General features: G+C 45.8%; 12 protein-coding genes, 1 tRNA gene and 2 rRNA genes. 14 read left to right on the top strand and 1 reads right to left on the bottom strand.

Annotated features, from left to right (window positions below):
• The 14 genes from ABN764_RS27865 to ABN764_RS27800 all read left to right on the top strand — a co-directional run.
• Positions 1–123: ribosomal RNA gene (locus tag ABN764_RS27865) — 23S ribosomal RNA — on the top strand; the annotation flags it as partial.
• A 79-nt stretch (positions 124–202) separates the two neighbouring features.
• Positions 203–319: ribosomal RNA gene (gene rrf, locus ABN764_RS27860) — 5S ribosomal RNA — on the top strand.
• Between the two features lie 334 nt (positions 320–653).
• Complete coding sequence (gene guaB / locus ABN764_RS27855) at positions 654–2,117, top strand: IMP dehydrogenase (RefSeq protein ID WP_021253505.1); 1,464 nt, start codon at positions 654–656, stop codon at positions 2,115–2,117.
• 122 nt (positions 2,118–2,239) lie between these two features.
• The gene (locus ABN764_RS27850; RefSeq protein ID WP_446673742.1) at positions 2,240–3,634 is read left to right on the top strand and encodes a D-alanyl-D-alanine carboxypeptidase family protein; all 1,395 of its coding nucleotides are present in this window, start codon (positions 2,240–2,242) and stop codon (positions 3,632–3,634) included.
• A gap of 137 nt (positions 3,635–3,771) precedes the next feature.
• Positions 3,772–4,653, top strand: a complete 882-nt coding sequence (gene pdxS, locus ABN764_RS27845; RefSeq protein ID WP_021253503.1) for a pyridoxal 5'-phosphate synthase lyase subunit PdxS — start codon at positions 3,772–3,774, stop codon at positions 4,651–4,653.
• 120 nt (positions 4,654–4,773) lie between these two features.
• A complete protein-coding gene (pdxT, locus tag ABN764_RS27840) occupies positions 4,774–5,367 on the top strand; it encodes a pyridoxal 5'-phosphate synthase glutaminase subunit PdxT (RefSeq protein ID WP_021253502.1) in 594 nt (197 codons plus the stop codon).
• A gap of 159 nt (positions 5,368–5,526) precedes the next feature.
• A complete protein-coding gene (serS, locus tag ABN764_RS27835; protein ID WP_021253501.1) occupies positions 5,527–6,807 on the top strand; it encodes a serine--tRNA ligase in 1,281 nt (426 codons plus the stop codon).
• A 78-nt stretch (positions 6,808–6,885) separates the two neighbouring features.
• A tRNA-Ser gene (locus tag ABN764_RS27830) sits at positions 6,886–6,974 on the top strand.
• A gap of 106 nt (positions 6,975–7,080) precedes the next feature.
• Positions 7,081–7,437, top strand: a complete 357-nt coding sequence (locus ABN764_RS27825) for a hypothetical protein (protein WP_021253500.1) — start codon at positions 7,081–7,083, stop codon at positions 7,435–7,437.
• Between the two features lie 11 nt (positions 7,438–7,448).
• Positions 7,449–7,619 carry a hypothetical protein gene (locus tag ABN764_RS27820; protein WP_446673741.1) on the top strand — a complete coding sequence of 57 codons (171 nt, stop codon included), beginning with the start codon at positions 7,449–7,451 and terminating at the stop codon, positions 7,617–7,619.
• Positions 7,620–7,640: 21 nt separating this feature from the next.
• Entirely contained in the window at positions 7,641–7,793 is a 153-nt protein-coding gene (locus ABN764_RS27815) for a small acid-soluble spore protein P (RefSeq protein WP_028532403.1), read from the top strand.
• Between the two features lie 200 nt (positions 7,794–7,993).
• Positions 7,994–8,998 (top strand): YitT family protein, encoded by a 1,005-nt coding sequence (locus ABN764_RS27810; RefSeq protein WP_446673740.1) that lies wholly within the window; start codon positions 7,994–7,996, stop codon positions 8,996–8,998.
• Between the two features lie 147 nt (positions 8,999–9,145).
• A complete protein-coding gene (locus ABN764_RS27805) occupies positions 9,146–10,204 on the top strand; it encodes a hypothetical protein (RefSeq protein ID WP_021253497.1) in 1,059 nt (352 codons plus the stop codon).
• Positions 10,205–10,384: 180 nt separating this feature from the next.
• The gene (locus ABN764_RS27800; RefSeq protein ID WP_446673739.1) at positions 10,385–10,765 is read left to right on the top strand and encodes a GntR family transcriptional regulator; all 381 of its coding nucleotides are present in this window, start codon (positions 10,385–10,387) and stop codon (positions 10,763–10,765) included.
• Positions 10,766–10,925: 160 nt separating this feature from the next.
• On the opposite strand, the gene tadA is transcribed toward ABN764_RS27800, so the two are convergent.
• Entirely contained in the window at positions 10,926–11,414 is a 489-nt protein-coding gene (gene tadA / locus ABN764_RS27795) for a tRNA adenosine(34) deaminase TadA (protein WP_021253495.1), read from the bottom strand.
• Positions 11,415–11,795 lie beyond the last annotated feature (381 nt).

Genomic DNA, 11,795 nt, shown 5'->3' with positions numbered 1-11,795 from the left:
CCCCTCAAGATGAGATTTCCCAATTAGTAAGACCCCTTGAAGACGACGAGGTAGATAGGTTGGAGGTGGAAGCACAGTAATGTGTGGAGCTGACCAATACTAATCGGTCGAGGGCTTATCCTATTTGATTCAGAGCACTAACTTTCGCATTCAGTTTTCAAGGTTCAAACCTTGAACTTCATATTGGCTTTAGCCAATGCTGTTTGGTGGCGATGGCGGAGGGGTTCCACGCGTACCCATCCCGAACACGACCGTTAAGCCCTCCAGCGCCGATGGTACTTGGACCGCAGGGTCCCGGGAGAGTAGGACGTCGCCAAGCAACTAAAGATCACTGTTGAGACATCTCGACGGTGGTCTTTTTTTATATTTCTTGCTGATTAGGTGATGAATGGAGAATAACAAATAATCTCATACTATCCATAATAGTAATAAAAATGTTCGCCTGGAGTGGACATTTATTTGTTTGTACATGAATAGGAATCAAATGAATTACGAATTACCAAAACAAGACGCTTATCCTTGACAGCCTCATACCGCTTTGCTAAGATTGCAATAATATATTTTTAGAGACGACGTTAATCAGAGGACAAGCCCTGTATGATAAGGAGTTTGGACAATGAATGCGCCAATACAATCAAGGGAGGAACTTTCTGGTGTGGGAATCTAAGTTTGTGAAGGAAGGCTTAACTTTTGACGATGTGCTGTTAGTACCTCGTAAATCGAGTGTACTGCCACGGGAAACAGACGTATCGACAATTTTGAGCGATAAGGTTAAATTGAACATTCCATTTATGAGTGCAGGTATGGACACAGTTACCGAGGCTCCATTGGCAATTGCAATTGCTCGCGAAGGCGGTATCGGTGTTATTCATAAAAATATGTCGGCTGAGCAACAAGCCGAAGAAGTGGATCGCGTAAAGCGTTCAGAGAGTGGCGTTATTACTAATCCATTTTCGCTTTCTCCAGATCATACTGTTGAAGACGCGGATCGTGTAATGGCGAAGTATCGCATTTCTGGTGTTCCTATTGTGGATGCAGAAAATAAGCTTATAGGTATTTTGACGAACCGGGATCTTCGTTTTGTTCATGACTACAGCATTCAGATTAAAGAAGTGATGACACATGAGAACTTGGTAACAGCTCCTGTCGGCACTACGCTTCAAGAAGCAGAAGTGATTTTGCAGCAGCACAAGATCGAGAAGCTTCCATTGGTTGATGAAAGCAACACGTTGAAGGGACTTATCACGATTAAGGATATTGAGAAGGCAATCCAATATCCGAAAGCTGCGAAGGATGCTCAAGGACGTCTTCTGTGTGGTGCAGCAATCGGTATTTCCCAAGATTCATTCGAACGTGCTGAACTGCTTGTACAAGCTGGTGTTGACCTAATCGTTGTTGACTCCGCTCATGGCCATCATATCAATATTATTGAAGCAGTACGCAAGCTACGCGGCTTGTACCCTGAGTTGACTATCGTAGCAGGGAACGTAGCTACTGGTGAAGCAACTCGTGATTTGATTGAGGCAGGCGCTTCTGTAGTTAAGGTTGGTATTGGACCAGGTTCCATCTGTACGACTCGGGTTATTGCTGGTATCGGCGTACCACAAATTACAGCTGTATACGACTGTGCGAGCGTAGCTCGTGAGTACGGCATCCCTGTTATTGCGGATGGCGGTATTAAGTACTCTGGTGATATTACAAAAGCAATCGCTGCAGGTGCAAGTGCGGTTATGCTCGGAAGCTTGTTTGCAGGTACAGAAGAAAGCCCTGGTGAATCTGAAATTTATCAAGGCCGCAGCTTCAAGGTATACCGCGGTATGGGCTCGCTAGGCGCAATGAAGCAAGGCAGTAAGGATCGTTACTTCCAAGACAGCAGCAATGAGAAGAAGCTGGTTCCAGAAGGCATTGAAGGCCGTGTAGCTTACAAGGGGCCTTTGGCTGATACGATCCATCAATTGCTTGGCGGATTGAGAGCAGGTATGGGTTACTGTGGTACGAACACTCTGAAAGAGCTTCAAAATGATACTCATTTTGTGAAGATATCTGGCGCAGGATTGCGTGAAAGTCATCCGCATGATGTACAAATTACAAAGGAAGCTCCTAACTATTCCATGTAATTGTGTTGCATTTACGGAAAATGTCGACAAGGAAAGACAGGGTATTACAACCCTGTCTTTTTTTTGCGTGTCTGGCTATGTTAGAATAGCTATGGGACTCAACAGGAGAGGAGTTGTACGTAGTGTCTAAGCAACATACAACATCGAAACATAACAAATGGAAACGAGCGGTCGCTTTGGTTACCGCATGTCAAATATTAAGCTTCGCCTTATTGCCATCAGCAGGAATGGTGGCGGCTGAGGCAGCTGCTCAAACTCAAACGCAAACGAAGCAAGTAGCGGCAACGAAGGGGAACAACAATCAAGTTATTACGGATCAGTCTAAGCTTGATTTGAAGCTTCGCTCCGCGGTTCTTATGGAAGCCTCAACGGGCAAAATATTAGTCGATATTGACTCGGAGATCTCTTATCCTCCAGCAAGCATGACGAAGATGATGACAGAGTACATTGTCATGGAGAAAGTGAAGAAAGGCGAGTTGAGCTTCGACGACGAGGTTGTAGCGAAGAAAAATGCGTCCGTAACAGAAGGATCCCGCATCTTCTTGGCAGAAGGGGATACGCATAAGGTTCGCGATTTGTATATTGCGATGGCAATCGGTTCTGCCAACGATGCAACGGTAGCTCTAGCGGAGCATATTGCTGGCTCTGAGGCTGAGTTTGTAAAAATCATGAACGAGACAGCAAAGCGTCTTGGCATGACGAAGACACACTATATTAATTCCACTGGATTGGATTGGGAAGGCATGCCGAGAGACTTCCGCCCAGCTGAAAAGGCAGAGACGATGATGTCAGCAATGGATGTGGCCAAGCTGGTGCGTGCAATCGTTAATGATCACCCTGAATTCAGCGAGTATACAAAGATTCAATCCTATAAGTTCAGAGAACGTGATAAAACGCCAATCTCCAACTTGAACTGGATGCTTGAAGCCAATAAAGATGTCGTGAACTTCAAGCGTTATGCTTATCAAGGCTTGGATGGAATGAAAACAGGATTTACTGATATTGCTCAATATTGCTTCGCAGGTACAGCAGTACGCGATAATATGCGACTGATCTCGGTTGTAATGGGCGCGAAAGATAAAGGAGCACGGTTCGAAGAAACAGCGAAGCTGCTTAATCACGGGTTCGAGCATTTTGAAATAAAGAATGAGATTGCACCGAAGAAGACTGTAACAGGCGTAGAGACAGCTCCAATCAAAAAAGGTGTAGATACGGAAGTACCGATCGTTGCGGAAACTGGTGTATCGTTCGTCATTCCTAAGGGAGCGAGCACAGAAGGCAAAATTACAAAAGAAGTGAATCTGAAGCCGGCAAATGAGCTTGTTGCCCCTATTAAGAAGGGACAACAAGTGGGTACGGTGACGTTCACATACAAGGACAATGGTGCCGAGCAGAAGAAGACCGTGAACATGATTGCAACAGAAGAAGTGGAGAAGGGCAGCTGGTGGCGTCTATTCTTCCGAGCAATCGGGGAATTCTTTGCAGATTTGTTCAAGTCTATCAAGAATTTGTTCTAGTTTCGCAGTATTGGTCATAGGAATTGGCTTTCGTCTGTGACAAAATCAATTGTCTATTCGAATGACGATCATGTAAAATAGAGGGATGAAACTGTAACAATCGAAAATGACTGACTAGTGGCGGGGGGCAATCGAAAATGGAAACAGGTACAGCTCGAGTAAAACGTGGTATGGCAGAGATGCAAAAGGGCGGCGTCATTATGGACGTCATGAATGCAGAGCAAGCGAAAATTGCTGAAGCAGCAGGCGCAACAGCAGTTATGGCGCTTGAACGTGTCCCATCTGATATTCGTGCAGCTGGTGGCGTAGCTCGTATGGCAGATCCAACAATCGTAGAAGAGGTTATGAAGGTTGTATCGATTCCAGTTATGGCGAAGGCACGCATTGGTCATTACGTAGAAGCCAAAGTATTGGAATCCCTTGGCGTAGATTACATCGATGAATCGGAAGTACTGACTCCAGCAGACGAAGTATTCCATATTGACAAAAATACATTTACCATCCCATTTGTATGCGGCGCTAAAGACTTGGGTGAAGCACTTCGCCGTATTAGCGAAGGAGCAGCAATGCTTCGTACGAAGGGTGAACCGGGAACAGGCAATATTGTTGAGGCTGTTCGCCACATGCGCTTGATCACTAGCCAAGTTCGCAAAGTTCAGAGCTTGTCGAAGGACGAGCTGTATGCAGAAGCGAAAAACTTGGGTGTAGCGTATGACTTGCTGTTACATGTTCATGAGACAGGTAAGTTGCCAGTCGTGAACTTCGCTGCAGGCGGCGTTGCAACACCAGCAGATGCAGCATTGATGATGCATCTGGGCGCTGACGGCGTATTCGTTGGCTCTGGTATTTTCAAATCCGACAGTCCTGAGAAGTTCGCTCGTGCGATTGTGGAAGCAACAACTCATTATGAAGATTATGCTCTAATCGCGAACGTATCCAAGAACCTGGGTACACCGATGAAGGGGATTGAAATCTCCAAGCTTGCGCCATCTGAGCGTATGCAGGATCGCGGCTGGTAATTATAGAAGCAGGGCAGCTGAGGAAGCACCGTGACGGTGCTTCCTAGTCGGCGTTAAGCGCCCTGTATCCTATCTATAGGTGTATTAGTATAGCCTCAGGGGAAAGAAGGGACTTCACGGATGAACATCGGAGTATTGGCGCTGCAAGGCGCGGTAGCAGAACATATGCGCAGCTTGGAGGCGGCAGGAGCCCATGCGGTAGCCGTGAAGCGGCCAGAACAGCTTGATGAGCTTCAGGGGCTTGTCATTCCCGGTGGAGAGAGTACGACCATTGGTAAGTTGATGCGGAAGTACGGCTTTATCGAGGCGATTCAGGCATTTGCAGCAGCTGGTAAGCCGATCTTTGGCACATGTGCGGGACTGATTTGCTTGGCGGAACGAGTGGAAGGCCATCAAGGCTCAGAGGAGCCGCATTTGCAGCTGATGGATATGACGGTAATGCGCAATGCATTTGGACGGCAGCGTGAAAGCTTCGAGGCAGATTTAGATGTGAAAGGGATCGAGCAGCCTGTACGTGCGGTTTTCATTCGCGCACCACTTATCCAATCGGTCGGTGAGTGTGTTGATGTACTCTGCGAGGTGAACGGCGAGATTGTAACAGCAAGACAAGGCTCGCTTCTAGCTTGCTCGTTCCATCCGGAGCTGACATCAGATATTAGCCTGCACAGCTATTTCGTGGATATGGTTAAACAGGCTGCAAATGTAGCAGGATAAAGAATAACAAACACTTTGACTCTCCTGATGCTAGGAGAGTTAAGGTGTTTTTCTCGGATATACGGTATAATAGTGAAATAGTATGATACGGATCGAATCAAATCAGCCCAGCGTATATCGTGAGGGGTGTTCATCCGTTTCTGGCAGGAGGGTCAATCGGTGCTAGATATCAAATTGTTAAGAAGTGATTATGGACGTGTAGTAACAGCACTCCAAAATCGAGGCAAATCGGAAGAAATGATCGCGGACTTCCCGGAGCTTGACGCACGTCGCCGCGAAATGCTGCAAGAGACCGAGCAGTTGAAAAATCAACGCAATGTCGTGTCTCAAGATGTAGCGAAGAAGAAAAAAGCAGGCGAGTCAGCCGACGAACTTATTGCGCAAATGCGTGAAGTAGGCGATCGGATTAAGGAGCTCGATGAAGAGATTCGTGGTATTGAAGTACAAATGGAACAGATTACATTATCCATTCCAAATGTTCCTCATGAAAGTACACCAGTAGGTAAATCAGAGGAGGATAACGTAGAAGTTCGCCGTTGGAGCGAGCCTACCGCATTCTCCTTCGAAGCAAAGGCGCATTGGGATATCGCGCAGGATCTCGGCATCTTGGACTTCGAATCAGCTGCGAAGGTTACAGGCTCTCGCTTCGTATTCTACAAGGGGGCAGGAGCTCGCTTGGAGCGAGCCCTAATCAGCTTTATGCTGGACGTGCATACGATGCAGCATGGATATGAAGAAGTGCTCCCTCCGCTTATCGTGAACCGTGACAGCTTGATCGGTACAGGTCAGCTGCCGAAGTTCGAGGAAGATCTATTCAAGCTGGAAGGTACGGAGTATTACCTCATCCCGACGGCAGAAGTTCCTGTAACGAACCTCCACCGCGATGAGATTCTGACGGACGAGCAAGTTCCTCGTTATTATACAGCTTACAGCTCTTGCTTCCGTTCTGAAGCAGGCGCATCTGGCCGTGATACACGCGGACTTATTCGTCAGCATCAATTCAATAAGGTTGAGCTGGTGAAGATGGTTAAGCCAGAGGATTCTTATGCTGAACTGGAATCACTGACGAACCAAGCAGAGAAGATTCTGCAGCTGCTTGGTTTGCCGTATCGTGTGATGGCATTGTGCACAGGAGACATTGGATTCAGCTCTGCGAAGACGTATGATTTGGAAGTATGGCTGCCGAGCAGCGGTACGTACCGTGAGATTTCGTCCTGCTCGAACTTTGAGGACTTCCAGGCGCGTCGTGCGAACATTCGCTTCCGCCGCGATACGAAATCCAAGCCTGAGTTCGTGCATACGCTGAATGGCTCTGGCCTTGCGATTGGACGTACTGTCGCTGCGATTATGGAGAATTACCAACAAGAAGACGGTTCCATTGTGATTCCAGAAGCATTGCGTCCTTATATGGGCGGATTGGAATCCATTCGCCGCAAATAATTGAAAGATCATAGTTGCATTGTTGTAATGCCTATGATATAATAAAGACTGTCCGACTCGAATCGGGCAGTCGAATATGGAGAGGTACCGAAGTGGTCATAACGGGGCGGTCTTGAAAACCGTTAGGGTGCAAGCTCACGTGGGTTCGAATCCCACCCTCTCCGCCATAACTTTTACATGTAGAACCCACATCCTTGGTGATGTGGGTTTTTTGCTGTATAAAATGCCTCTGCTGGCCGCAAACTGTAATTGAATAGTGGAGGTGTAGCTCTTATGAATCAGGAAGAACAACCGCAAGTCGATCAATCGAGGCTTGTGGACGCATGGCAGCAAACGTTGCCGGCGAAGCTTGAGCCTGGCGATAAAGCCACAGTACTGCCTGACGGCGCCAATCCACAGGCACTCGTTATTCATATCGATACAGCCGGCCGCCAAATGTACTCATTCGATTTCCATTGCGCTTATGTGGATTCGCGCGAGGTAGAGCTCAATCTCATCGATGTCGAGAAGAGTGGGGTTCATATCGATGAGCGGACTGAGGTTGTGCAGGAGCTTGTACAGAATTATGTGCGTCATATTCATGAATGCGCGCAAGCGCTGCATGATGTAACCCATCACGGCTTACAGTAGGAGGGATGAAGGTGACGAACGCAAAGGATGGTCTGGACAAAAATTTGAGCAATGTCGTCAAGGACCTGGAGCAGGCACCGGTCAATAGTCATCATGCCCAGCAGTTACAGCAGGATCACAATGATCGACGCCATCAGGATGCACTGAATCATGATAAGCCGACGGACTTAGAACACTTATAATGACGGAGGAGTGTGCGTGCAATGAGCAAGCCAAGAGCAGTCCCTGTACCTAACCAGGAGCAATCCAGCCGGCATCAAGCAGGTAATGAACGGAATGCGATGCAAGAGCCATTGTCAGGGTCTAAGAAGACGAAGATGGCGAATCATGTCAGCCACAACAATCCTGAGGGATAAGATAATAGGGTACAAGAACACGGATTTTCCTTGCAAGAGTGAGGAGAGTCTGTGTTTTTTTATGCAAATAAATAGGGTATGCTGAAGTTCGAATTAGTACTATTATTATTAATATTTACCAATAGGGTCCAACAAGGAAGTGAATTCCGATATAATAATGAGTGTAGTGTAATTAAGGCTTATATAGAGAGGTGAACGCGGTGGAGCATCTGACAACGAACACCAGTGCAGACAGCAACAGTTCTAAGGGGAATCATGCATCGGCTTCGCAGGATATGGATCAGTTTGAGGCAATTGCCCAATTGGGAGCACTCGATTCTGCAGCTATTGCCAGTGTGCAGCAGTATCAGCACACGAAGATCAGCCTAATCAAGCTTCTCAAGCGAATTATCTTTATTGTCATTGGGTCAGTCTTAATGGGTGTCGGACTTGAGCTATTTCTTGTTCCGAATCAAATTACAGACGGTGGAGTAACTGGCATTTCGATTATTTTGTCTTATGTAACCTCAGTGCCACTCGGTGTATTTCTATTTCTACTTAACTTGCCCTTCCTGATTATCGGCTACAAACAAATTGGCAAAACCTTCGCCCTATCCACATTACTCGGCGTCCTAGTGATGTCGCTCAGCACGACGCTGCTTCACGATGTAAGTGCATTTACAGAAAATACGTTCCTGGCTGCCGTATTTGGCGGGATTATTCTCGGTATTGGCGTGGGGCTCGTCATTCGCTATGGTGGTTCTTTGGACGGTACAGAGATTATAGCAATTTTGCTTAACAAACGTTCTCCCTTCTCCGTCGGCGAGATCATTATGTTCTTCAATTTGTTCATACTCACGAGTGCGGGCTTCGTATTTGGCTGGGATCGTGCGATGTATTCCCTCATTGCCTATTACATTGCATATAAAATGATCGATATTACCGTTGAGGGATTGAACGATTCGAAGGCGGTGTGGATTATTAGTGACAATCACAAGGAAATCGGCGATGCGCTGCTTAGACGTCTCGGTCGGGGCGTTACGTATATGAAAGGCGAGGGCGGCTTCTCCGGAGATGAGAAGAAAGTGATTTTCACCGTCATTACCCGATTGGAGGAAGCGAAGCTCAAGGGGATCGTAGAGGAGCATGATGAGCATGCGTTTCTTGCAATCGGCAACATTCATGACGTTAAGGGTGGCAGATTTAAGAAAAAGGACATTCATTAAGCAGTGAAAGATAGGACGAAGTTCATAATTCTATGTACAGGGTCGCGAAATATGTTTCAAAGGAACTATTTTCATTATCATACGTATAAGTTAATATATACTGGGTAATTTTAGCTCACTTATTATGATGAATAGGGGTTGAAGAGATTGAAGAGAGGTTTAAAAGGGGCATTAGCACTCATATTTGCTTTAGCACTAATTATTACGGGTTGTGGAGCCAAGTCTAGTCCGAAGGAATTAATTGAAGGTTCTCTAGGCAAGTCCTTCGATATGAAGTCCTATGCATTCAATACATCGATTAAGCTTGAAGATCTTCAAATGGATAATGGTGGAGCAATGGATCCAAATGCACAGATGGTCTTGAACATGCTTAAAAATGCTGAGCTTAGTGTAAATGGTGTAGTTCAACAAGAGCCTATGAAGATGGAAGCGAATCTCGAAATCAGCCTTAAAGGCGATATGGAAATGAAATTTTCTCTCCCATTGACTATGGATGAAAATAAAATGTGGGTAAAAATCCCGAATATTCCGATGTTGGCGGGCCAAATTCCAGATGAGTTGATCGGCAAAACAATTGAGATCGATTTGAAGAAAATGGCAGAACAATCCGGCCAAGAGCTTCCTTCTGCGAAGGATATGAAGGCAATGCAGAACCTCTCGAATGATATGTTCAAAGCATTCCTCGGCAAGTTCGATGAGAAAATGTATTTCACTACAGTAGAGAAAAAAGACGCTGGTCTTCCTGAAAATGTAGATGCAAAGCAAATTGTGAAATTCAATGTTACCAATGAGAACTTGGAGCAATTCGTTACAACCCTTGTCAAAGAGGCATTGCCTGCACTAGCAGATGTAATGGGTAAGGAAGAGTACAGCAAGCTGTTTAAATTGGAAAAAGACCAAGTTGAGAAAATGAAGCAAGAAATGAAAACAGATGACAGCGAACTGAAAAAGGATATCGAAGAAATGAAAAAGTCGCTGAAGATTAACGAACTGAGCGTCACTACTGCGATCAATAAAGATCAATATCCTGCATATCAAGTAATTGTAGCCAACTTGGATGTGACTGGCGACGATGGTGTGAAATCGAAGGTTGCCGCTCGCGTTACGACTGAGTTGAGCAAGATCAACGAGAAGGTTGAATTCAAGCCTGTACCAACCGATGTTCTGACAATGGAACAATTGCAGCAAATGTTCGGTGGATATTAAGATATAGTCATTAGCAAGACCGCCGCTCCTAGAGAGTGGCGGTCTTTTATTATGCGCGGAATAGTTAGAAGAAGAGGAGGAGGTATGCAAATGGGATCTAATATGGGCAAGACATGACTTGACGCTTCATTCTGTAATGTATATGGTTTACATATACAATATATAAGGTGTGTGGCCACAATGATTCACATTCGTATCGAATCATCGACTGACGAGCCGATATACGAGCAGATCGCAAGACAAATACGAACTGGTATATTCAGTGGTGATTTTAAGCCTGGAGATGCGCTCCCTTCTATACGACAACTGGCTAAGGAGTTGCAAATTAGTGTCATTACAACGAAGCGTGCTTATGAGGAACTGGAGAGGGAAGGGTTTATTGACAGCATGGTTGGCAAGGGATCCTTCATCTCGGGCGCAAATCCACAGCTGATACGTGAGCAGCGTCTGCATCAGATGGAGATGATGATCGAAGAAGCAGTGAAGGACGCTAAGGCACTGAACGTATCCTTGTCTGAATTAATGGAGCATATTCGATTGGTCTATGAGGAGAGTGATTGAATCGTAAAGGAGAGAGTGACAACAAATAGAATTTGTTAGAAAGGACTTATAATCGTGAGCAATAGGAGCTTTATCAAGCGTGCAGATTTCATTCTAGAACGAAGCAGTGAAGCCGCATTGCTCAACTTCGTTGACTCTGCGGCTTCTTTATGCGTATTGATTAAGCTTTGCCGCGCAGACGTCGGAAGAATTGCGTTAACATTGATGCACATTCTTCTTGCAGCACGCCCTCAATGACTTCTGCACGATGGTTGAAGCGGGGCTCTTGAAGCAGGTTCATCAGTGTGCCTGCGCAGCCTGCCTTCGGGTCAGTCGTGCCGTATACAACGGTAGGCACTCGGGATTGAACGATTGCCCCGGCACACATCGGGCAAGGCTCCAAAGTAACATATAAAGTGCAATCAAGCAGCCGCCAAGCTTGAAGATGATCACTCGCCTCTCGAATCGCAATCATCTCGGCATGTGCAGTAGAGTCAAGCGATGTCTCTCGCAAATTGTAGCCGCGTCCAATAATCTCATTCTGATGGACGACAATAGCGCCAATGGGAACCTCTCCAATTGCCTCGGCCTTGAGGGCCTCTTCAATGGCCCTACGCATCCAGTATTCGTGCTGACTGATTTGTTCAGGTTCAATCGATTGTATTTCCAACTTCAGCTTCCTTTCTCGTATCCCTGCCTCTATGGATCCAAGCGATCTTGTATTAGACGCAAATATGTGTAAAAGTCTAGTCGTTATTCATCGAACAAATATTCGTTGTTAACAGTGTGTGTATAAAATTGTGGATAACTATATGGATGTACACAGTATTATACACATCTTATCCAAAACTGTTCACATTATGTGCATAACCTGTTGATAACCATATGTTATACACGTGAAGCAGGGGTTCGAACTTAATCGATATTATTATACCTTCTTCCCACAATAATCGCCAAAACAATGGACAAATCGCCCTATATTACGATATGATTCGAAGAGATACTCCAACGAAATCCAACATTTGTCAGGATATCCGACATTATCTCCGTA

It is taken from the genome of Paenibacillus wuxiensis, from assembly GCF_040195695.1.
GTDB lineage: Bacteria > Bacillota > Bacilli > Paenibacillales > Paenibacillaceae > Paenibacillus_B > Paenibacillus_B suaedae.
The sequence above is the reverse complement of the archived record's forward strand: the minus strand, read 5'-3'. Positions and strand labels throughout refer to the sequence as shown.

Excerpts from the sequence above, each read along its gene's own strand:
- pdxS (WP_021253503.1), top strand. The coding sequence starts at position 3,772 with ATGGAAACAGGTACAGCTCGAGTAAAACGTGGTATGGCAGAGATGCAA.
- pdxT (WP_021253502.1), top strand. The coding sequence starts at position 4,774 with ATGAACATCGGAGTATTGGCGCTGCAAGGCGCGGTAGCAGAACATATG.
- ABN764_RS27825 (WP_021253500.1), top strand. The coding sequence starts at position 7,081 with ATGAATCAGGAAGAACAACCGCAAGTCGATCAATCGAGGCTTGTGGAC.
- ABN764_RS27815 (WP_028532403.1), top strand. The coding sequence starts at position 7,641 with ATGAGCAAGCCAAGAGCAGTCCCTGTACCTAACCAGGAGCAATCCAGC.
- ABN764_RS27800 (WP_446673739.1), top strand. The coding sequence starts at position 10,385 with ATGATTCACATTCGTATCGAATCATCGACTGACGAGCCGATATACGAG.